Origin of the sequence: Hymenobacter sublimis (assembly GCF_023101345.1) — a bacterium.
Classification (GTDB): Bacteria; Bacteroidota; Bacteroidia; order Cytophagales; family Hymenobacteraceae; genus Hymenobacter; species Hymenobacter sublimis.
In genome coordinates this window covers 3,236,566-3,258,646 of sequence record NZ_CP095848.1, presented here as the reverse complement: position 1 = coordinate 3,258,646, position 22,081 = coordinate 3,236,566, and the positions used below count along the sequence as shown (strand labels likewise).

At 57.3% G+C, this 22,081-nt stretch carries 20 protein-coding genes; 11 read left to right on the top strand and 9 right to left on the bottom strand.

The features are described from left to right. Positions 1-9 precede the first annotated feature (9 nt). Entirely contained in the window at positions 10-2,979 is a 2,970-nt protein-coding gene (locus MWH26_RS13540; RefSeq protein ID WP_247974708.1) for a M1 family metallopeptidase, read from the bottom strand. Between the two features lie 151 nt (positions 2,980-3,130). On the opposite strand from MWH26_RS13540, the gene MWH26_RS13535 reads away from it, so the two are divergent. Further along, on the top strand, positions 3,131-3,541 hold the full coding sequence (locus MWH26_RS13535) for a hypothetical protein (RefSeq protein WP_247974707.1): 411 nt from the start codon (positions 3,131-3,133) through the stop codon (positions 3,539-3,541). A 99-nt stretch (positions 3,542-3,640) separates the two neighbouring features. Here the strand turns inward: MWH26_RS13535 and rplS are convergent, their stop codons facing one another. The 8 genes from rplS to MWH26_RS13495 form a co-directional block, all read right to left on the bottom strand. Beyond that, positions 3,641-4,018 carry a 50S ribosomal protein L19 gene (gene rplS / locus MWH26_RS13530; RefSeq protein WP_247974706.1) on the bottom strand — a complete coding sequence of 126 codons (378 nt, stop codon included), beginning with the start codon at positions 4,016-4,018 and terminating at the stop codon, positions 3,641-3,643. 180 nt (positions 4,019-4,198) lie between these two features. After that, a complete protein-coding gene (trmD, locus tag MWH26_RS13525) occupies positions 4,199-4,876 on the bottom strand; it encodes a tRNA (guanosine(37)-N1)-methyltransferase TrmD (RefSeq protein WP_244697132.1) in 678 nt (225 codons plus the stop codon). A 14-nt stretch (positions 4,877-4,890) separates the two neighbouring features. After that, positions 4,891-5,472 carry a ribosome maturation factor RimM gene (gene rimM / locus MWH26_RS13520; protein ID WP_247974705.1) on the bottom strand — a complete coding sequence of 194 codons (582 nt, stop codon included), beginning with the start codon at positions 5,470-5,472 and terminating at the stop codon, positions 4,891-4,893. Positions 5,473-5,586: 114 nt separating this feature from the next. Beyond that, positions 5,587-6,141: a 30S ribosomal protein S16 gene (locus MWH26_RS13515; RefSeq protein ID WP_244697130.1), complete on the bottom strand. Its 555-nt coding sequence runs from the start codon at positions 6,139-6,141 to the stop codon at positions 5,587-5,589. A gap of 244 nt (positions 6,142-6,385) precedes the next feature. Further along, the gene (locus MWH26_RS13510) at positions 6,386-7,141 is read right to left on the bottom strand and encodes an acyl-CoA desaturase (RefSeq protein WP_244697129.1); all 756 of its coding nucleotides are present in this window, start codon (positions 7,139-7,141) and stop codon (positions 6,386-6,388) included. A gap of 202 nt (positions 7,142-7,343) precedes the next feature. Continuing rightward, positions 7,344-8,051, bottom strand: coding sequence for an RluA family pseudouridine synthase (locus MWH26_RS13505; RefSeq protein WP_244697128.1), 708 nt, complete (start codon positions 8,049-8,051; stop codon positions 7,344-7,346). A gap of 112 nt (positions 8,052-8,163) precedes the next feature. Continuing rightward, positions 8,164-8,979 (bottom strand): 3-methyl-2-oxobutanoate hydroxymethyltransferase, encoded by an 816-nt coding sequence (gene panB, locus MWH26_RS13500; protein WP_247974704.1) that lies wholly within the window; start codon positions 8,977-8,979, stop codon positions 8,164-8,166. 143 nt (positions 8,980-9,122) lie between these two features. After that, entirely contained in the window at positions 9,123-11,990 is a 2,868-nt protein-coding gene (locus MWH26_RS13495; RefSeq protein ID WP_247974703.1) for a putative LPS assembly protein LptD, read from the bottom strand. 87 nt (positions 11,991-12,077) lie between these two features. On the opposite strand from MWH26_RS13495, the gene MWH26_RS13490 reads away from it, so the two are divergent. The 10 genes from MWH26_RS13490 to poxB all read left to right on the top strand — a co-directional run bounded on the left by MWH26_RS13490 (position 12,078) and on the right by poxB (position 21,977). Next, positions 12,078-12,893, top strand: a complete 816-nt coding sequence (locus MWH26_RS13490) for an N-acetylmuramoyl-L-alanine amidase family protein (protein WP_375374018.1) — start codon at positions 12,078-12,080, stop codon at positions 12,891-12,893. Positions 12,894-12,957: 64 nt separating this feature from the next. Continuing rightward, the gene (locus tag MWH26_RS13485; protein ID WP_247974702.1) at positions 12,958-13,962 is read left to right on the top strand and encodes an MlaD family protein; all 1,005 of its coding nucleotides are present in this window, start codon (positions 12,958-12,960) and stop codon (positions 13,960-13,962) included. Positions 13,963-14,168: 206 nt separating this feature from the next. Then, complete coding sequence (locus MWH26_RS13480) at positions 14,169-15,797, top strand: acyl-CoA carboxylase subunit beta (RefSeq protein WP_247974701.1); 1,629 nt, start codon at positions 14,169-14,171, stop codon at positions 15,795-15,797. Beyond that, positions 15,797-16,303, top strand: coding sequence for a hypothetical protein (locus MWH26_RS13475; RefSeq protein ID WP_247974700.1), 507 nt, complete (start codon positions 15,797-15,799; stop codon positions 16,301-16,303). Before MWH26_RS13480 ends, MWH26_RS13475 begins: the two co-directional genes overlap by 1 nt. 8 nt (positions 16,304-16,311) lie before the next feature. Then, positions 16,312-16,881, top strand: a complete 570-nt coding sequence (locus MWH26_RS13470) for an ATPase (RefSeq protein ID WP_247974699.1) — start codon at positions 16,312-16,314, stop codon at positions 16,879-16,881. 292 nt (positions 16,882-17,173) lie between these two features. Then, on the top strand, positions 17,174-17,641 hold the full coding sequence (locus MWH26_RS13465; protein ID WP_247974698.1) for a hypothetical protein: 468 nt from the start codon (positions 17,174-17,176) through the stop codon (positions 17,639-17,641). Positions 17,642-17,709: 68 nt separating this feature from the next. Continuing rightward, positions 17,710-18,285, top strand: coding sequence for a DUF1572 domain-containing protein (locus tag MWH26_RS13460; RefSeq protein WP_247974697.1), 576 nt, complete (start codon positions 17,710-17,712; stop codon positions 18,283-18,285). 126 nt (positions 18,286-18,411) lie between these two features. After that, on the top strand, positions 18,412-19,314 hold the full coding sequence (locus tag MWH26_RS13455; protein WP_247974696.1) for a DUF5694 domain-containing protein: 903 nt from the start codon (positions 18,412-18,414) through the stop codon (positions 19,312-19,314). Between the two features lie 212 nt (positions 19,315-19,526). Beyond that, the gene (locus tag MWH26_RS13450) at positions 19,527-20,093 is read left to right on the top strand and encodes a helix-turn-helix domain-containing protein (protein ID WP_247974695.1); all 567 of its coding nucleotides are present in this window, start codon (positions 19,527-19,529) and stop codon (positions 20,091-20,093) included. A 156-nt stretch (positions 20,094-20,249) separates the two neighbouring features. Further along, on the top strand, positions 20,250-21,977 hold the full coding sequence (gene poxB / locus MWH26_RS13445) for a ubiquinone-dependent pyruvate dehydrogenase (protein WP_247974694.1): 1,728 nt from the start codon (positions 20,250-20,252) through the stop codon (positions 21,975-21,977). The last annotated feature ends 104 nt before the right edge of the window (positions 21,978-22,081 follow it).

The following is a 22,081-nucleotide window of genomic DNA, read 5'->3' as shown; positions in this document are numbered from 1 at the left end:
ATAAAGTTGCTACTGCGCTAATTGCTCATTTAAAACCCGGAAGGGGTTCAACTCCTCTAGGTGCAGCACAAAGCGAATTCGGTCGGTAAAATCCTTGCGACTGTCGGGCAGGCCGTTCGCGTACTGCGAGCCAGCGACAGGTAAGTAAAGCCGCAGGATGTTCTTGGCAATGGGTACTACCAGGCCCGCGTCGTAGTACAGGCGTTGGGCCTCCAAGCCGGGGCCTACGGTCTGGAACTCCTTGGTTGCGCCCAGATCGGCAAAAACGGCCAGGGAAGTTACGGGCAAGTCGGCTTCCACGCCCAGGGTGCTGAGCCACCGTCGGCTGCCGACGGGCAGGTAGGCCTTGAACGCGCCGTCCCGATCGTCGGTTTGATGACGCTGGGCCGTGTACGTATCAGAAATCTGCTGCCGGTCCAGGAAGGCCGTCTGGCGGCGGTAATCGGGGCTACCGCTTAAGCCAATGACAAAGGGACTTTCGGCTCCAGATTTCAGGAATCTGCCCCCAAACAAGCGGGCCCGAATCTGTTTCTTGGCGTTATAGTAACGGCTGTACGTTGCCGTGGCCCGCAGCAGGGCAGCTTCCCGGTCGGTGTTGTCTACCTCTACATCGGGTGTCATGTAGTTGAATTCAACGTGCGCGCCCCAGCTCTGCAGGGCATTTTTGTGCTGCACCCGGTACTCCAAGGTCTGGAAGCTGCTGGTCTGGCCCAGGTTCTGGTTGCGCACGGTGGTATTGGCAAAGCGCAGTAAATGCTGGGGCTGGTTGAAGGCCGAGTGGGGTAGGAGCAGCGTAACGCTGGGTTCTATTTTGCGGTAGCGCTCAAAACGCTGTACCTGGATGCCGGTGAGCAGCTGGCGGGCTACCGTGCGGGGTAGCACATTCAAGTTCAGCGTACCAATACCGTTCAGCTCGTTGCGGTTAAAGCTGTACATGGGCATGGCCAGGTAGTTGAGCCGCTTGGGCGCCAGGGCGTTGTTATAAAAGGCAGCCCCCAGCATGAACTTGTCGGACGTATTAGCTCCGATTACGGGTAGCCAGTTGATGGTATGCCGGTCCCAACGCTCTATGCTGGCTAGCGGCTTCAGGCGCAAGGGCTCCCAGGTCCGCAGTGAGCCGCTGAGGTTCATTCGGTCGTCGCGACGGTTGAGCTGGGGCGTGAGGTAGCCAGGGTCGACCACCACGCTGACCACGCCGGCCCGGCGGAAGTTTAGCTGCGTTTCATCCTGTTCATCGTCCTCAGTACCGCCGAACGCGGGCGTCCACTGGGTTTCCAGCACGTTGCCTTGGGCATCGAGGGTAGCAACGGGCACGGCAAAGGGCGCGGGCGAATCATTGCGCACCAGCACTTTCACCGTCTCATTCTGCACTAGCAGGTCAGATACGGCAGCTTCGTAGCGGTTTTGGGTCGTGAGCATGTCGCGGAAAAACCAATCCAGCTTCTGGCCGCTGGTTTCTTCGAATACCGCCTGCATGTCCTCGGGGTAGGGGTGCCGAAACTGCCAGCGCTGGTAGTAAGCGTGCATGGCCGCGTCGAACTTCTCCTGGCCCAGGTACCCGGCCAGGTAGCGCAGCAGAGCGGCCGTTTTGCCGTACACAATCAGCCCGTAGTTCAGCTTGCCGTACTCGGCGGAAGAAATACCGCTTACTGGCTGATCGAGGCCCCGCGAGGCCACGGCCTGAAAAGGCACCTGATTCAGGGCTGCGGCCGGCAAACCGTCAACGCCTAGCGTGCGGGCCAGGCGCGACGACTTCACCAGAAACTCCAGCTGCCCGGCCGTAGGATTTTCGCGCTCGGCCACGCGGTTTTCCACGTAGGAGTTGACGCCCTCGTCCAGCCAGGGGAAGTCCCGCTCATTGGAAGCCAAAATGCCATAAAACCAGTTGTGGCCTACCTCGTGCACAATGGCCGAAGGTTGGGTTACCGTTACCATGGGGTATTCCATGCCGGAACCGGCACTCAGGGCCCCGTCCACGGCGGTAGCGGAGGCGTAGGGGTATTCGCCTACCCACTCGGAGTAGGAGGTAAGGGCCTTGTTTACATCCGTGAGGCCTTTAATCCACTTTTCGGCGTCCTTGTTGGTGAACAGAACCCAGGAAGTGACCTGCCGACCGGAGGGGAGCGTAACGCCGCTTTTGAGCACGTTAAAGCGCTTATCGGCAAACCAGGCGAAGTCGTGCACCCGGTCCTGCACGTAGCGCAGGGTTTTGGTATCGGAGGAGGAAGCCGGAAACTTGAGGTCGTCGCCGAAATCTTTTTGGGTTTTCTTAGCGGCCGTGGTAGCTGCCAGCTGATCGAGGCGCTGCTGCTCATCGGGGTTTTGCAGCACGCCCGTGGCGCCTACCACGTAGTTGGCCGGCAGGGTAATGCGCACATCAAAGGAGCCAAACTCCGAGTAGAACTCGCCCTGGTCGAGGTAGGGCATCTGGTGCCAGCCTTTACGGTCGTACACAGCGGGCTTGGGGTACCACTGCGTTATCTGGTAGCTCTGGTCGACGTGGCCAAAGCGGGAAAAGGAATTCGGAATCTTAACCCGGAACGGCGTGGTAATGGTGATGCTGGCCCCCGGAGCAAGCGGCTGGGGTAAAACCAGCTTAGCCATGTCGGGGTTGGCGGCATCGTACTGCAGCGTGGCCGGCTGGCCGTTCACTTGAAAAGCCAAGCCGTCAATAAAGCCACGTTGCTCAGGTTTGGCAAATTGAAACTTGCGGCTGCCGTTGCGGAGCTGCTGGCGGGCAAAAGCCGTGTTATTGTCGCGGTAGGCGTTGGGCCAGAGGTGAAACCAGATGTAGGGCAGCGCATCCGGGGAGTTGTTGGTGTATACCAGTTCCTCCCGGCCGCTGAGCGTGTGCTGCTGGTCGTCTAGGGTAACATCAATGGAGTAGTTAGCTTGCTGCTGCCAGGTAGTAGTGGCCTGCTGGGCGTGGCTTAAAAGGGGTAGAATAGCTAGGCCACATAGGCTTATACATCTTTTCATGCGGTACGAGGAAAGGGGATTGGGTGGTGGCATGGGAAGGCGAAAGTAGCCCTTCGGACCGGAACATGGGCCACAACCTTTGCCACACAGCCGCGTTTGCACGAATATTCCCAACTGTGCCGCTGCTGGCGGCAGCCTAACCATTCACACTATGTCTTTCCACAAGATTCCCAAGGACGATACCCAGCACCAAAACCACCTCGACGGCGCCGTTGGCATTCTAACCGGCGACCTGCAGGAAGAAGCTACCAAGTCGGGCCTCGATAACCATTTCCAACGCTGGATCGAGGACCTAAAGGACGTAAACAACCCCGAGCTGCACCAGATTGTGGTGGATATGCAGGCGCTAAAAGCTCACTTTGGCGGCGGCACTATTGATAAAGACCTGGTAGGTCAGCTTTTGAGCCGCTTGGGTACCAACACGTCTAAAGCGGCTGTATTTGCTGAAAACCCAAATACGGCCCAGCGGGTAGCCAACTTGGGCGAGGCGCTCAGCGCCGCTGCTAAGCAAATGCGCGGTGGCCAATCCAGCCCCGAGCAGGATCTGCAGCAGAATTCCTAGGCAACTAGGTTGCTGCGCTGCAGTAAAAAGCCATAAACGAAACAGCCGGCCCTCCGCAAGGAGAGCCGGCTGTTTTTATAAGCAGGAAAGCGGTGAAGCTTACGCAGTAGCCTTAGCTACGGTAGCACGCTTTTCTTTGATACGAGCAGCTTTGCCCGACAGGCCACGCAGGTAGAACAGACGAGCACGACGCACTTTACCGCGACGCACTACCTCAATCTTGTCGATGTTGGGCGACAGGAGGGGGAAGATACGCTCAGTGCCGATCTGGTTCGAAATCTTACGAACCGTGAAGGTTTCGCCGTTCGAATTGGTATTCTTGCGCTGGATAACAACGCCCTGGAACTGCTGAACACGCTCCTTGTTGCCCTCGCGAATTTTCACGTGGACGTTGATGGTGTCACCGGCGGCAAATTGGGGGAAGCTGGCGCGGCGCTCCTGGGATTCCTGCTGGATAAAATCGAGTAGTACGCTCATGGCTGGAAAAACTGTAAAGGACGGCCGCGCCGTCCGAGGGGTTTCTGGTAAAGAGGCGCAAATATAGCCCTCTATTTTGAAATTGTGAAATTGTGAGTTGGTGAAATTGTGAGTTTGTCGTTCTGCTTGCGCTACTTACGGGTGCAGCGCAACAGATTCGCTCTTCACAGCTTCGCAAGCTCACTCTTGCAATAAATCTGGCCGCCGCTGTTGGGTGCGGATCAGAGCTTGCTCATGGCGCCAGATATCAATTTTCGGGGTGTTACCCGAAAGCAAAATTTCTGGCACCGATAAGCCCCGCCATTCAGCTGGCCGAGTGTATACAGGCGGCGCCAGTAGGTTATCCTGAAACGAGTCGCTCAGGGCAGATTCCTCGTTGCCGAGTACTCCGGGCAGCAGCCGAACCACGGCATCGACCAGAATAGCTGCGCCTAGCTCGCCTCCGCTCAGTACGTAGTCACCAACGCTGATTTCGTGGGTGATGTAGGCCTGGCGGATTCGCTCGTCTACGCCCTTGTAGTGGCCGCAAAGAATGAGCAAGTTGCCCGCCAAGGACAGTCGGTTTACCAGTGGCTGCCGCAACGTATCCCCGTCAGGCGTCATGTAGATAACGGCCTCGTAGGAACGTTGCGCCAATAGCTCATCGAAACAGGCCGCAATTGGCTCCACGCGCAGTACCATGCCAGCCCCGCCCCCAAACACGTAGTCGTCGATCTGACCATGCTTGTTGATGGCGTAGCGGCGCAGGTCGTGCAAATGAATTTCGGCCAAGCCTTTGTCCTGTGCGCGCTTCACGATGGAGTGAGCAAAGGGGCTGACCAGCAAATCCGGCTGGCACGTGACAATGTCAATACGCATGGAAAAAGAACGAGCTACGGTTCTACGAATTCATCGGGCTCGTCCCGCTCCCGGGAGGCGGGCGTCAGATACACGTCGAGCAAACCCTCCGGCAGGTTCACAAACAGCTTACGCGCCGCTTGATCGGCCTGCTTAACCAGTTCATCCACTACCGGAATCAGAACCTCAACTCCCTTATAGCGCATCGACAGTACGTCTTGCTGCGGCAGTTCGTAGAAGGTTTCTACCGTACCCAGCTCTCCCAGTTGCTCATCAACTACTAGGTAGCCAACTACATCATGAAAGTAGAACTGATCTTCGGCTAGATTTGGCAGTTCCGTTAGAGGGCGCCAGAGCTTGGCATTGCGGAGCGGCTCGGCATCTTCGATGCGGTCGATACCCTTGAACTTGAGCAAGGCCCGCGCGTCGCTCTGCGGCTGGAGCTTTTCCACGGCGTAGTCCGTGAGCTTACCCGGAGCGGTGGGCAACTCCACCAGCACAGATTTCAGCTTGCGGTAATCGTCGAGGTTATCTACGTCGAAGGCGGCTACCACAAACCCTTTGAGGCCGTGGGGCTTTACCACCGAACCCAGCTCGTAGCAGTCGTCGAGAGTCATGGCAGGGAAGATGAGGAGGGAAAACACGCAAAGGTGATGAGGTAGAAAAGGGTAGCGTAGTTAAACCACTAGCACCCCTTTAGTACCTCATCACCTTCTTACGTGAGCCTAAGACTAGGCGCCAGCTTCCTCAGTGGTGTCGGCCGAAGCTTCAGCATCGGTCGTTTCGCCTTCGGCTGCCGGAGCAGCCGGGGCGTTGGCAGCCTCCAGAGCGGCTTGCTTCGCGCGCTGGGCTTCAGCACGAGCTGCATTTACCTTGGTTTCCGCGGCCAGACGCTGCTGACGAGCTTCTTCCTTGGCAGTGCCCAGGCTGGTGCGCTTGCCTTCGATTTTAGCATCTTTCTGCTCTTTCCACTCGGTGAAGCGCTGGTCAGCAACGTCCTGCGAGATGGCGCCTTTGATGACGCCGAGCTGCAGGTGCTTGCGGTAGAGCACGCCACGGTAAGAAAGCATAGCACGCACGGTATCCGTGGGCTGGGCACCCTTCATAATCCAGTCGAACGCCTTATCACCATCGAAGTTGATGGTAGCGGGGTTAGTCTGGGGGTTGTAGGTACCGATTTTCTCGATGAAGCGGCCGTCGCGGGGCGAGCGGGAGTCGGCAACAACGATGTCGAACTGAGCGGCCTTTTTGCGGCCACGACGGGCGAGGCGGATTTTAACTGCCATAAACCGGTTTGGTTAAGCGACGCATCCCGTGCGTCTGGTTGAAAATGAGGTGCAAAGGTAAGGCAAAAGGTGGAGTTGTGAAAGGTGAAATTGTAAAACGAGTTATGAGCCGCGCAGAAAAAGCCAATCAATTACCGCAAGCCAGAAGCCTACGAAACAAAACCAGCCCCTCATGCCGATGCACAAGGGGCTGATTTTTACACAGGCGAAAGGGAAACTTACCATTTCACCTTTCACCAATTGGCTAAGCTGCCATGTTCACGGGCTCCTGCCACTTACGTTTCACTTTCACCACCCCAATTTTATCCAGGCTCCAGATAAACATGTAGGTAGGGTCCAGCTCCCACTTCTTCACGCCGAAATTGACGCGCATGGGCAGCTTGTGGTGGTTGTTCTGAAACAGCTCGCCGAAGGCTAGGAAGTCGAAGGGCAGCGTGTTTTTAGAGTGGTCGTGGTTATCAAAGTTCTGGTAGCCGTATTTGTGGCCGCCCCAGTTCACAATAGCGCCGTGAATCGGGCCCATCAGGAAGTGCAGGGGTAGCAGCAGAAACTGCCACCACGCCGTAGCAAACTGCACGTAAAACAGCACGTACAGGGCGCCCCAGCCGATGCGGGAGTACCACTTGTCGCCTAGTTTCTCAATGGCGTCCCACTCAGGGTAGTCGCCCTCGAAGCGCTCCGCGGCGGCGTAGTTGCGGTTGAGCACGGCGTTGTAGATGTTCTTCGTCTTCCACATCATCGTGAAAGCGTTAGACGAGTACAGCGGGGAGTGGGGGTCCAGCTCGGTATCAGAGTAGGCGTGGTGCATGCGGTGCAACAGCGCGTACGCCCGGGGCGAAAGGAACGAAGAGCCCTGGCAGATATAGGTGAACAGGAAGAAGAACCGCTCCCAAAACTTGTTCATCGTGAACATCTTGTGGGCCGCGTACCGGTGCAGGTAGAACGTCTGCGTAAAGAGCGACAGGTAGTAGTGCGCTACGAAAAAGAAGAGTATCGCCATAGGGGCAAAAAGTTAGAGGTCGAAACCGGTAGCGGCCGAAGCCTCAACGCGCTAAGCGCAAAAGCCAGGCTTTAGTTCAGCCACTGTTTCGCAAAACTACGGCCACACCTGTCCCAGGTGCAATTGCCCTGGCTAAAAGGCCATAATGTTATTCAGGTCTAGCTAGCTAAAGCTTCGGGCCCAGGCAGCGGAATGCAAAAACCTAGTAGTAGGCTTCGGCGGCTTCCCAGTGTGCAACGTCGGGTAGGGGAGCCTTGAAGCACATTTCTTCCTTAGTAACGGGATGCTGAAGCTCTAGCTGCCGGGCGTGCAGGGCAATGCTCACGTCGGGCAGGGGAGCTAGGAAGCCGTATTTGACGTCGCCAACGATAGGCGTGCCCAGGCCGGAGCTGAGCTGCACCCGAATCTGGTGGGGCCGGCCGGTAATGGGGTTGACCTGTACCAGCCAGCGCGAACCCGCCTGCCCCAGCACCTGGTAGTCCAGATCTGATTTCAGGCCCTGGCCGTGGCGCTCGGTGTAGGCCTTGGTGGTATTGCGAATGGGGTCTTTTACCAGCCAGTGCGTGAGGTGGCCGGTCGTCGGCTCGGGGCATTTGCCGGTCAGGGCCCAATAGGTCTTGTGCACCTTATTGTCACGGAACATTTCGTTCAGCCGACTCAGGGCCTTGCTGGTTTTGGCTAGGGCCACCACCCCGCTCACGGGCCGGTCGAGGCGGTGAGCTACGCCCACGAAGGCCGCTCCGGGCTTTTTATACTTAAAGCGCAGATATTCTTCGGCTTTGGCAGAAAGCGGCTCGTCGCCGGTAGCATCGCCCTGCACGAGCAGACCGGCGGGCTTATTAATAATGAGCAGATGGTTGTCTTCGAACAGAATTTCCTTCCGCTCCGACCACAGATTCGGACGATTCACTGGTAACTAATGAGGAATGAAGAACGAGGAGTGAGCAAATAAGTGAGGAAGAAGCAAGCACATCTTGACCGAGGTACCTTCTTCATCTCTCATTCTTCATTCCTCAGCAAACTTAATACGCTTCGTCCTGGCTCGGGAAGTCGCGTGATTTTACGTCTTGAATGTAGCGCTGCACGGCGTCGTGCATTAGGTTGCCTAGGTCAGCGTAACGGCGCAGGAAGCGGGGCTTAAACTCCTTGGTAATGCCCAGCATGTCGTGCACCACCAGTACCTGCCCATCTACATCGGGGCCGGCGCCGATACCGATAACCGGAATAGTAAGTTTCTCGGCTACCTGCTTAGCCAAGCTGGAAGGTATTTTTTCCAGCACGAGGGCAAAACAGCCAATTTCTTCTAGCAGCAGGGCGTCTTCAATTAGCTTCTGTGCCTCGGCTTCCTCTTTGGCCCGCACCGTGTAGGTGCCAAATTTATAAATACTTTGGGGAGTAAGGCCGAGGTGCCCCATCACCGGGATGCCCGCCGTCAGGATACGGGTAATGCTGTCCTTGATTTCAGCGCCGCCTTCCAGCTTGATGCCGTGCCCCCCCGACTCTTTCATGATGCGGATAGCCGAACGCAGAGCCTCCGAAGAATTGCCCTGGTAGGAGCCAAAAGGCATGTCCACCACCACAAACGCCCGCTTTACGGCCCGCACCACGCTCTGGGCATGGTAAATCATCTGGTCCAGAGTGATGGGGAGGGTCGTTTCGTGGCCGGCCATCACGTTAGAGGCCGAGTCACCTACGAGGAGCACGTCCACGCCCGCCCCGTCCAGAATTTGGGCCATGGAGAAGTCGTAGGCCGTGAGCATGGATATTTTCTCACCGCGCTGCTTCATGGCCAGCAACTGGTGCGTGGTCACGAGTTTGACTTCTTTGTGCTGAGACATGCTAGGGTGCTGTAAAGGAGTGGAAAACGGAAAAGACGGGAGCAAAAGTGACTAATTTCTTTTAATCCGTGGGCATGATCCTCCGCTCCCTTGCTCATCCATTGGCTCCGATCCTGACAGCAAGCCTACTCCACTGAAGGCCGCTAGTAGTTCAGGAAGGTTTTGTTGCGGCTCAGTTTCAGATCCTGAAGCAGGGAAGACTTGGCGGCAATGGTTACAAAATAGCCGCGTGTGGGTCCAAACGGCCGCCAGTTGCCGGTAATCTGCCAGCAGTGCAGGTCCTTGGTAATGTCCAGGTTGGTAAAGGCTGGCGTCTTATTAACGAAGTCGTAGTTGGTGCTGAAGCCGAAGCGCAGGGTTTCGGTGAGCTTTACTGAGCCATTTAGGTTCAGTGAGGCCGCCGTGTAGGCGCTGCGCCGGATGCGGTTGTCGCGCGCGGGGAGTGGCCCCTGATCGGCGTACGACAAGGTGAAGGAGGTGTTCAAATCCCACGGAATCGAAAAGTCCACGTAATCCTCGTACGGGTCAATGCGGGTAGGGGAGCCCAACGACGGATCGTTCACGGGGGCTACGTCGCGGCGAATTGTGGACTTGCGGTTGCCCTGAGCCGGGTTGAACTGGTAGCTCAGGGAGGCGTTGGCAGTAGCCAAGCGCGCTAGCCGGAAGCTCTTCTGCTGCCACAAGAATTTGTCGATTGGGCGGCTCAAGGAATCCCGCTGATAGAAATCGAAGTTACCGTTAATGGTTACGCCCAGCTTACGTGCTACCTGCGTATGGAACGTGACGTTCAACGGGTCCAGTTGGAACGATTCTTTGACGAAATCATAGCCTATGTTAAAATCAAGGCCATCAATGAGGCTTACCTTTTTGAATGGGGTAGTACCCGTCGTATCCTCAGAGTTGCGCACTTTCATTTCCACTGAGTTCTGTAGGAAAAAGCTTAAGCGGCGCACCTCGGTGGTTGTAGGTGGGTCGTACACCGAGTTGCTGTAGCGCGGGAGCAAAAAGCCCCGGTTGTCTCTGTACACCTGACCTTCGGAGTATAGTAGCCCGGTCAAGGGGTCCCGCAGACCGTCCAGCCGCACGCCCTGGAAAGCAGGATTGTCCCGACTGGGGGCCGGGGAATAGTTAAAGGTGAGGTTTGGGGTCACTTTATGCCGCAGCGCCTGGATTTTGTGCGTGCCTTTGCGTACGAAGGTACCGTAGAAAGATGTGCCCAGGTTGGCGCCGAACGTGTAGCTATAAAGGCGGTTGAACTGCCGTAGGGTATCAATCTGCACCGCGCGGGCTTCGGGAATGTACTCGTAGTTGAGTTTCTTGAAGTACCAGTTTTCGCCGTAAGTAACCGTTGGGTTCAGATTGAAATGCTTCAGCAGGGTGTAGCTACCCAAGGTAATACTGAAGTTGTGCTGCATGCCGGTTTGGGAGTTGCGCAGCAGCTTATCGAGGTTGCTGAAGCGAACCGGTAGCGTGGAAACTTGAGTGGAGCCGCCAATCAGGGGAATGGCGCCGCTATTAATTACGCGGGCCGGCAGGGCGTTGGATAGCTGATTCTGGTAACGCAGGTCATAAGAAAAAGCCAGCTGCTCAAAGATCCGGCCCCGCGACTCCAGACCCAGGAGCTCATACACGTACTGCCGGGCCAAGCCCACGGTCACGTCGGGTAAGGTAAAGTCCATGGTGCCCGACTGGGTGTTCTGGTTTTGGCCGAGGTTGACGTTGTAGTTGATGGGTAGGTTGCGCAGCTGCTTGGAATACGTGATGTTAGACTGGAAGGCCGGCGTGAGGTAGAGGCGCTGGTTGTAAGAGTTCTGCCGGTAATAGTTGTTGCTGCTGATGTTCACGTTGGCCGAGAACCGACCACCGCCCGGACGTGCTACCGGGGTATGGTTCCAGGCCAGCGCGAAGTTGCGCGAGGAGCGCGGAATGTTATAATTCGGGTTGGTATTAGCATCGGTAGTACCCAACAGGCGCTCGGTAGGCTGGGAGCTGTAATTGAAATTGAACAGTCCGTTGTAGCGGTAGCGCGTGATGTACTGCACCTCGGCCGTGCCGCGCCAGCCCCCAAGCCGGTCGCCGTTGCCGGAGTAAAGGTCGCCGGTTAGGCGCACCCCAATGTGTTCGTTGGCCGCCCAATAGTAGCCGCCATTGCGCAGGAAGAAGCCCCGGTCGGCAGCCTGCCCGAATGTGGGAATGATGAAGCCCGAAGCCCGCTTGTTGCTTTTGGGGGTAGGAAAGTACCCGAACAGAAAGCCCAAGGGGGTAGGAATATCCCCGATAACTAGGTTGAAAGGCCCCGTCACGACTTTCTCGCCGGGAATCACCTTCATTTTGGAAGCATTGATGAAAAAGTGCGGGTTTTCGAGGTTGCAGGTAGTGTAGCGCCCACGCACCCCGAACAGCTCGTTCCGGTCGTTCTTTTTAATGGTTTCGGCATGCACAAAGCCTTCGCCCTGCTGGGTTACCACATCCGTGATGCGGCCGCGCTTGCTTTTGAGGTTGTAGTCGATACGGCCAGCCTGGTAGTTCTGGGAACCCTGCTTAAATAAGGGCCGGTCGCGCACCTTGCCCGTGGAATCGGCCCGGCCCTCCGCCGTTACCAAGTTGCGGCTGTAGTCTACCGTAATCAGGGCGGCCTTCAGGTTCATGTCGCCGTAGTCCACGTCGGCCTTGTCGTAGAGAATGGCGCGCTTGTTTTGCACCTCAAACCGAATGGAGTCCTGGGCCTTGTACTTGACGGTAGTTTCCACGGCTCCCTTGCGGCCGCCCGCAGCTACGTTCAGCGAATCAGGCGTGCCGCTCACCAGCCGAGTCGTGTCGGTGCGCACGGGGGCGCCAGGTTTGGGGGCGTTCAGAATCTGGGGCGCCGGCCGTACGTCCTCCAGCACGCTGCTCGTGCGGGGGCGCTGCTGAGCCTGCCCCGGGCGTAGTAGGCCTAGGCTGAACAGTAGCGTAAATAGCAGCGGCAGCCGCAATAGCGGCGAAAGTGCACTCTCTATAGAATTGTACACAGGCACGAGTGGGGCCACGTAGTTTTTATCGTTTATTTTGTGGCGGTTTGCAAAGGTAGCTGGTCGCTGCCCCAACTAACGAACTCCGTGCGGAATATTGTCGCTCTGGGCACGGTGGCCCTGTTATTTCTCGCCGGCCCTACTTCTTCTTCCCCCCCGCAGGCTCCGGCCGGGAGCGGGCAGCCCCCGTATCGGTATCGGCTGCGCACCGTTGTGCTCGATGCCGGCCACGGCGGCAAAGACCGGGGCTGCGCCGGCGTGAAGGCCCGGGAAGCAGATGTAGCCCTGAAAATTATTCTGGCTCTGGGACGGCAGATCGAGGAAAACATGCCCGACGTGAAGGTGGTCTACACCCGCAAGACGGACGTATTTGTGGAGCTAGCCGACCGCGCCGGCATCGCCAATAAAAACAACGCCGACCTTTTTATTTCCGTCCACTGCAATGCTAGCGCCCCGGCGGCCAACGGCACGGAAGTCTGGACCATGGGGCCGCACAAAACCGACGCCAACCTCTCGGTGGCCAAGCGCGAAAATGCGGTAATTCTGCAGGAAGAAAACTACCAGGAGCGCTACAACGGCTTCGACCCTACCTCACCCCAGAGCCACATCCTGTTTTCCCTCTACCAGAGCGCCCACATGGTGAACAGCATCCGGTTTGCCCAGAAGGTTGACCGGCAGTTCCGCACCACCGTGAACCGGCCCTCCCGCGGGGTAAAGCAAGCGGGCTTCCTGGTGCTGTGGAAATCCACCATGCCTGCCGTGCTGATTGAGTCCGGCTTCCTAACTAACCGCCAAGAAGAATTGTACTTGAACGATAAGACCAATCAGTCGTATATGGCCTCGGGTATTTACCGCGCCTTCCGCGACTACAAAAATGAGCTGGAAGCTAACACCGGGGAATAACCTGTCCGGAGCCTGTGTAACCGGATAATTTGCTTCCGACTCCCTTTAACCAACTGCTGACCCCGTGTCGAAAGAAATAAAAGTAGCCCTGTTGGGCATCGTTGCTGTCGCCTTGCTAGTTGTGGGCTTCAACTTTTTAAAGGGCAGCAATATCCTGTCGACGGACCGTACCTTCTACGCCAAGTATGACAACGTGGACGGCCTGAACGTAGGCAACCCCGTCATTCTGAACGGCATTAAGGTGGGCCAAGTCAAGGAAATGACTCTGGTGCCGGAAGAAGGCAACCGGGTGAAAGTGGCCGTGGAACTGCAGAAGGGCGTCACGGTCGGCGACTCCACCGTAGCCAGCCTGAGCGGCTCGTTGCTGGGCTCAAAAACCATCACGCTTTTTCTGGGCAAGAACAGCAAGGTCTATGACGGCGGCGAGGAGCTAAAGTCCTACACCGTGGCCAGCATCACCGACGCCTTTCAGGCCAAGGCCCTACCCGTGCTGGGCACCGTCGATTCGACCCTGATTAAGGTGAACGGCTTTCTGAACAAGGATGCTAAGGTGAGCCTGCAGGCGACCCTGCAGAACGCCCAGGGTAGCACTGAGGCCCTGAAAAATCTGCTGCTGATGAACCAGCGCAACATCAACCAGATTACCACCAACATGGCCCGCCTGACCGGGGAGCTGAATAAGACCAGCGCCAAGTTCGACCGGATTGCGGCCAACTTCTCTACCCTCAGCGATTCGCTGAAGAACGCGCCAGTGGGGCCGGCCATGCGCAAGCTCAACGCCACCATGACGGAGGCCCAGGGCACGATGACTACCCTGAACCGTTCCCTCACCGACCAGAAGGGCTCCCTTGGCAAGCTGATCAGCGATACGCTGCTCTACAACAACCTCAATGCCACGGCCGCCAGCTCCAATAACTTGATTAAGGACTTGCAAGCCAACCCCAAGCGCTACGTGCACTTCTCGGTGTTCGGTGGGGGGAAGGATAAAACCAAAAAGGAGGTTGAAACCACCACCGTGAAGCCCAACGGCACCGTCACCGAAACCGAATCTAAAACGACCGTTAAATAGGTGCCTGCCACAAACGGCAATCCTCTTACCTTTGAATCCGCCCCGCGAGGGGCGGATTTTTTTGTTGCCTCCACCCACCAGTAATCGTCTATTATCCTGAGCCCAGGCAAGCGGCCTACCCGCTGGAGCCACTTGTGCACCCGGCGCTAGGCCCTTGGCAGAACTCAGGATGACAGGATGAACCGCTACCCCACCCATTCCCACCCATGAACCTCGAATTCAACAAGAACGAAGACAGTAGTAAGCAGCTTACGTTTCAATTGCAGCAGCGCCTGCAGCGCGTGGCCCTCGGGGGCGGTGAGAAGCGCATTGCCGCCCATAAATCCAAGGGCAAGCTCACGGCCCGGGAGCGAATCAGCTACCTCCTGGACAAAGATTCGGAAACGGTCGAAATTGGGGCATTTGCCGGGGAGGGCATGTACCAGGAAGAAGGTGGCTGCCCCGGCGGCGGAGTAGTAGTGGTTATCGGCTGGGTACAAGGCCGTCAGTGTGTGGTAGTGGCCAACGACGCCACCGTGAAGGCCGGCGCTTGGTTTCCGATTACGGCTAAGAAAAACCTGCGGGCCCAGGAAATCAGCATCGAAAACAAGCTGCCCATCATTTACCTCGTTGACTCGGCGGGCGTGTACCTGCCCATGCAGGACGAAATCTTCCCCGATAAGGAGCACTTCGGCCGCATCTTCCGCAACAACGCCGTGATGAGCTCCATGGGCATTGTGCAGTTGGCCGCCATTATGGGTCCTTGCGTGGCCGGCGGAGCCTACCTGCCTATTATGAGTGATGAGGTCATGATTGTAGACGGTACCGGCTCGGTGTTCCTGGCTGGGTCCTACCTCGTGAAGTCAGCCATTGGCGAGAGTATTGACAACGAAACGCTGGGTGGCGCTACTACCCACTCCGAAATTTCGGGCGTTACGGACTACAAGTTCCAGACCGATGAGGAGTGCCTGGAGCACATTCGCAACATCTTCGATAAGCTTGGCGGCCAGGCTACGGCGGGCTTCTCGCGCAAAGCGCCCGCCCTACCCAAAGAAGACCCCCGCGAAATCCTGGGTTTGCTGCCCGCCGACCGCGCCAAGCCCTACGACATGATGGACATCATCCGTCGCCTCGTGGATGACTCGGAGTTTGAGCCCTACAAGGACCTCTACGGCCAGACGCTGATTTGCGGGCTGGCCCGCATTGATGGCTGGGCTGTGGGCATCGTGGCCAACCAGCGCAAAATCGTGAAGACCAAGAAAGGCGCCATGCAGATGGGTGGCGTTATCTATTCCGACTCCGCCGACAAAGCCGCGCGCTTCATCATGAATTGCAACCAGAAGCGCATCCCGTTGGTGTTCCTGCATGATGTGTCGGGCTTTATGGTGGGTAGCCAGTCGGAGCACGGCGGCATTATTAAGGATGGAGCCAAGATGGTAAATGCCATGGCTAACTCCGTGGTGCCCAAGTTCTCCGTGATTGTAGGCAACTCCTACGGGGCCGGCAACTACGCCATGTGCGGCAAAGCCTACGACCCCCGCCTGATTGTGGCCTGGCCCACCGCTCAGTTGGCCGTCATGAGCGGGGCCGCCGCCGCTAACACCCTCCTGCAGATTCAGGTAGCCGCTGCCGAAGCCAAAGGCGACAAGCTTACTGACGAGGCCAAGAAGGAGATGTTCGATAAAATCAAAGCCCGCTACGACGAGCAGCTCTCGCCCTACTACGCCGCCGCCCGCCTCTGGGTCGACGCCATCATCGACCCATTGGAAACCCGCAAAGTCATTTCCCAAGGCATCAGCATGGCCAACCACGCGCCCATTGAAAAGGCATACAACGTGGGCGTCATTCAGGTGTGATGACCATTCTGCTGGAAGATCCACTTCAATTTCGGTGGCAAACGGACTTGGGTAGATTATTGCCCTCAATTCGCCAACAGGTTGAGGAGTTGAGTTGGGTTATTTCCAATCTGCAATGCTTGCATCTTCAGGGGGTTGTGCCAGCGGTTATCGACTGGGAAAAGCAGATGGAGTACTACTATTCTTATACTGTCGTGTCTGGCAAGATGCTATACGACACGTTTGTTGATAAAGGCATACAGGTAGTGTGGGGCGTTTTCTGTGGCATTTCAGGCAAAGTTTCAGATTTGGCACCTAATGAAGTTCCTTATGCTGACGGCAACCGAGAGCTATGGACTGAGCCAGAGGGCTTTCAGTTAGTGGCTTCTGAAATCGAAATAGTAGCCTTTGATAGCTCTTTTACACTGGTGAAGTTCCGGGATGAGAGCTTGGGGCGTCAATTCTTAGAAGCATTCCCCAACGGCAGAATCGTGCAAAGCCCTGACGATATGTTGAAGTCCTATTAGTAGCAATTATGAAAACCCTCTACCTCCTAGCTGGCTGCAACGGCGCGGGCAAAACCACCGCTGCCTACACCCTGTTGCCAAATTTGCTAGGGTGCCGGGAGTTTGTGAATGCGGATGAAATTGCTCGGGGCCTCTCTCCGTTTCAGCCTGAAACAGTGAGTGTACAAGCCGGGCGGCTGATGCTCATGCGGTTGGAAGAACTCTTAGCGTCGAGCGAGACTTTTGCGCTGGAAACCACGCTGGCTACGCGGCACTACCTATCATTTATCAAAAAGGCCCAAGCGCAAGGCTACACCGTACATCTGTTCTTTTTCTGGCTTAGTACGCCGGGAGCGGCCGTGCAGCGGGTCCGGATTCGGGTGCAAGAAGGCGGCCACAACATCCCAGAAGATATTATTCGGCGGCGGTATGAGTTGGGGTTACGGTACTTCTTCTCCATCTACAGACCAGCCGTTGATAAGTGGTTTTTTATTGACAACTCGGCTGGCAAACCTCGTCGTATAGCGCAAGGCACAACCAACTCTACAGCTGTAGAGGAATCAGTAATTTGGCAATCTGTAAGCAGCGACTATTTATGAACAAGCCAAGCACAACATCTTATACTGACGAGCAACTTCAGACCGCACTAGAAGCAGCTTACGAAAATATGCTGGCTTTCAAACGCTACAAGCAGACCCCCGTGGTGATTGTGCGCAATGCACAAGTGGTAGAAGTGGCGCCGGATGTAGTGCCACCTGCTACGCAGGTTGCCGCCTAGCGCATATTTTGACCTACAACGGCCCGCCAGCTTTATATAAGTGGCGGGCCGTTCTCGTTTCAGATCCGGCAGGCCCCGTACCTTTGCCCCCTCATTCTGACCTCCTGCCCCGCGTGACTGAACCGACTCCTTCTGCTTTCGACAAAGCCCGCACGGGCCTCTGGGTTAGCCTGCAAAAGCACCTAACTGCCGTGTACGGCGCAGAAAAAGGCTTTCTAGCTGCTACTTCTTTTACGAACTCGTTTCCATTTTCCCCAGCGGCCGCCAGTGAGGAGCAGCTGGCTACCTACCACGCCGCGCGCTTAACCCTGCGCGACCTATACACCGACGAAACCGCCCAGCTCGACACGCTAGTAAAAGCCATCCGGACCAAAGCCTATACCGAGGACGAGAAAAAGCAGCTGTACCTGCTGCTGCTGGGCTACATGGATATTGCTGCCGCCGCTTTTGAGCTGCTCCACACCCATGTTCCGACCCGGCAGCCCGAAGATGAGGAGCTGACGGCCACGGTTGCCCGGTTCGAGCGGGTGCGCAAGTTTGCCCGCCTGAACGTGAAAGGCTTGGCCGGGCTGCTGGGGTAGGGAAGGAGCCCCGTAAGTAACAGGAAGCTGCTATATTCCGGCGCCTTAGCTTGCTCACCACCCGCGCCATGACTGCCGATTACCTGACCAGCGTCCGGAAACAGTTTGCTTACTACCAGCTGCTCGGGGAGCAGACTTTCGCCCAGCTGCCCGACGAGGCGCTGTTCTGGCAGGTGAACCCGGAAAGCAACAGCATTGCCACCATTGTGAAGCACCTGTGGGGCAACATGGTGTCGCGCTGGACGGATTTCCTCACCACCGATGGCGAAAAGGAGTGGCGGCAGCGGGAGGCCGAGTTCGACAATGACCTAAAGAGCCGGGCTGAGCTGCTGGCTAAGTGGCAGGAGGGCTGGCAATGCCTGTACGCCGCCCTGGATTCGCTGACGCCCGCCACCTGGGACCAACCCGTGTACATCCGCAACCAGGCGCACAGCCTCACGGAGGCTATTAACCGGCAGCTGGCTCACTACCCCTACCACATTGGGCAAATCGTGTTTATCGGCAAAATGGTGCGGGGCGCGGCTTGGCAGTCTCTCTCTATTCCGCGGGGCACATCGGAGGCCTACAATGCTGCTAAGTTCGCCCAGCCCCCGCACAAAGCCCACTTCACTGATGAGTACCTGAACTCCGCGCCCCAGGCGTAAAGGCTGGTCGTCGTGCGTTGTGGTTAGGGGTTGAAGCTATTTCCGCTTGCCCTTGCGCTTATCTATTCTTGCGTTACCCTTTTCTCTATTTCCTTTCTGAATCTACTCCCATCCAGCTTATTGCCCATGAGAAAGAGCCTGCTGACCACGCTTCTGGCCCTCGCGGCTGCTACCAGTAGCTACGCGCAAGACTACAAAGCCGTGGTGAAAGCCATTGCCAACGACAAGCCCAAAGAGCAAACGCAACTTATGATTCTGGGCTCCTCGCATTTCGGGCAGGAGGGATTTTACAAGGGTTTTCCCAAAGCCGATCTGTTCAGTGAGCAGCGGCAGCAGGAGGTGGCCCAGCTGAATAAGCAGCTGGCGAAATTCAATCCGGACGTCATCATGATTGAAACCACTCCTGAGGAGCAGTATAGCGTCGATAGCCTCTATACCCTCTACAAAACCGGCAAGGTGGAGCTGAAGGATATTCCGTACGGTCGGGCCGAGCGGTTTCAGTTTGGCTACCAATTGGGTAAAACGCTGAATCATAACCGAATTCACTCGGCTGATTACTATGAGGCGGTGTCTAACCGCATTCTGACGAGCGGGGAGAACTTTGAGCTCTACCAGACGGACGCCGCCAAATTTTCCGGCATCGGCAAGGCAGCCGAAGCCCGGTTCAAGGAAGGCAATGCCACGCTGAAGGAGTTCCTGCTGTTCATAAATGACCCAACGGTGCTGGATTTTACCTACCGGGTGATGTTCGTGAATCCGGCGCGGGTGAAGGATGGTAAGTTTACCAACCCGCCGGCCCAGTACGTGGACACGGCCTACGTGAATAAGCAGTACATCGGGGCCGAATACATTTCCATCTTCCACGAGCGGGACCTGAAGATATATTCCAACATCGTCACCACCCAGCTGCGCGAAAAAGGCAAGCGCATCCTGCTGATTATGGGCCAGCGCCACGCGGCTACACTGCCCAAAATATTCGCCAACGACCCGGCGTATAAGCTAGTACCCGTAAGCGCCTACGTGAAGTAAGCGGCTAATTATAAATGTGTTGTTGGAATTTCTGGCCTGCTAGCGCCTGCGTGCCGGCTTTCCAGATTCCTCGCGCTGCAGTGAAAAGGCCGAACCTCAATTGCTCGGTTTGATTAGCTGAAGCTTAGCTCTAGTAGCAAAACTAGGTTGCTGCGTGTAGCTGCTAGCAGCCTGGTTACGTATTCGGCTAACGCTTTCTTACGCTGATCCGAATGTCTGCTAGCCCAACCCCCGAGTCTTCGTTACCGCAACTGCGCGCCCACTACGACCTGTCGCAACTGGAGATGTCGGAGCTGTTAGGGGTTTCGCGGGCGCTGGTGGCCTTAACGGAAACGGGGCAACGCGCGCTGCCGCTGACTGCTCGGGAATTGTTACCTGCTTTGGTGCCAGCAAAGAGCCCCGCGCTGGGTTCCTCGGGAGAAGGCTTCACTTCCCCGCTTGCCGATTGGGAGCCATTGGAAGCGTATCAGAAGAAGTGTCAACAGCAAGCCGCCCGGTTACGGCGCGAGCTGACCCGGATGCAGGAAAAAGCCGCTCAGCACTACCAGCGCCTGCAGGTGCTGCCCAGCTTGCCAGTCAACCTGCCCGCTTCGGCGGACCGTCAGCGGGTGCAGCAGTGGGTGGAGCAGCGCCTGGAGGAAGCCCGGCTGGAGCTGCAACGCAGCGGCCCCGCGGCCCAGGCGCTGCTGGCCGTGCGCATTAAAGCCCTGGAATACGAGGCCGCCGAGGCGCTGCGGGAGTTGGCCATGGCGGGGGCGCTCAGCCGCAGCAACCGGTAGAAAGTTTCCGACCCAAGTTGCTCCCTTAGAAAAGTAGATAGGGGAGGAGGTAGCCCATAGCTGGGTATTTGCAAGAGAAAGCGCCGTCGTTGAAGAAATAACAGCGGCCGTTGCTGGCACCCTTTCGTATAGCCTTCGGACTTAACCCCGAAGAGTATGGCGAAGAAAACTGTCTCGGAAATAATAGTAGACACGCTGCAAGCTGCCGGTGTAACGCGGGTGTACGGCGTGGTAGGCGACTCACTTAACGGCATCACTGAGGAAATCCGCAAGCGGGAGGGCATTGAGTGGATTCACGTGCGCAACGAGGAGGCGGGTGCCTTCGCGGCCGGGGCCGAAGCCCACGTAACGGGCGCACTAGCCGTGTGCGCGGGCTCCTGCGGCCCCGGTAACACCCACTTGCTTAACGGCCTCTACGACTGCCACCGCAGCCGCGTGCCAGTACTGGCCCTGGCCGCCCAAATTCCGAGCGTGGAAATCGGGACCCAGTATTTTCAGGAAACCCACCCGGAAAACACGTTCAAGGAGTGCAGCCACTACTGTGAGCTAATCAGCCACCCCGACCAAACGGTGCGCACCACGGAAATTGCCGTGCAAACGGCGCTTACCAAGCGTGGGGTAGCCGTCATCGTCGTGCCCGGCGACATCAGCCACCAGAAAGCGGAAGCGCCCGAGCCGCGCCTACCAGTGTTGCGCAGCAAGGCTACCTTGGTACCAGCCATGGACGACATCCGGGCGGCGGCCGACCTGCTGAACCTCAGCGACAAAGTGACGATTATGGCCGGGGCCGGCTGCGCCGAAGCCCATGCTGAGCTGCTGCAAGTAGCCGAGGCCCTGGGCGCCCCGGTGGTGCACGCCCTGCGCGGCAAGGAGTACGTGGAGCCCAATAATCCCTACGACGTGGGCCTTACGGGCTTGCTGGGCTTTGCCTCCGGCTACGAGGCGCTCATGGAGGCCGACGCCATGCTCATGCTGGGTACCGATTTTCCCTACGCTCAGTTCTTGCCTCAGGAAGCCCGCACCGTGCAGGTAGATGTGCGCGGTGAACATATTGGTCGCCGGACCCGAGTCGAGGTAGGACTAATCGGCGACGTGGCCGCTACACTCCGGGCCCTGCTGCCCTTGCTGAATCGTAAGCAGGACCGCCACCACCTGGAAAAAGCCCTGGCCAACTACCGCGACACGCGCGACAACCTGGATGAGCTGGCCACGGGGGAGCCCGGCGACACCAGCATGCACCCGCAGTACGTAACCCGCTTGCTCAATGAACAGGCCGCCGAAAACGCCATTTTCACCTGCGACGTGGGGACGCCCACTATCTGGGCCGCCCGCTACCTCCGCATGAACGGTCAGCGCCGGTTGGTGGGCTCCTTTAACCACGGCAGCATGGCCAACGCCATGCCCCAGGCCCTGGGTGCCCAGTTGGCGTTTCCGGGTCGGCAGGTAATTGCGCTGGCCGGCGACGGAGGGTTTGCCATGCTGATGGGTGAGCTCCTGACACTCCGCCAACTCAAGACGCCGGTTAAAGTCGTTATCTATAATAACAACAGCTTGGGGTTTGTGGAACTGGAGATGAAAGCGGCCGGCATTCTGGAGTACGGCACCGAGCTGGAGAACCCCAACTTCGCGGCCCTGGCCGAAGCGGCCGGCGTGCGTGGCATCCGTGTTGCAGACCCCGCCGACTTACCCGGCGCCATTGCAGAAATGCTGGCCCATCCCGGCCCCGTGGTGCTGGATGCGGTAGTAAAGCGCGCGGAGCTGTCCATGCCTCCTACCATTCAAAAGGAGCAGATACTGGGCTTCAGTCTCTACACGCTAAAGGCCATTATGAGCGGCCGGGGCGATGAAGTGCTGGAGCTAGCCAAAACGAATCTGCTGCGGTAAGTAAGACGGCTATACCAGGGGTAGCGCCTCACACTAGCTTCGCATAGAACCGGGATGCACCCCAAGGCAGCGTTTTTTTTGGTGAGTGTGAAATGGACTGTTAG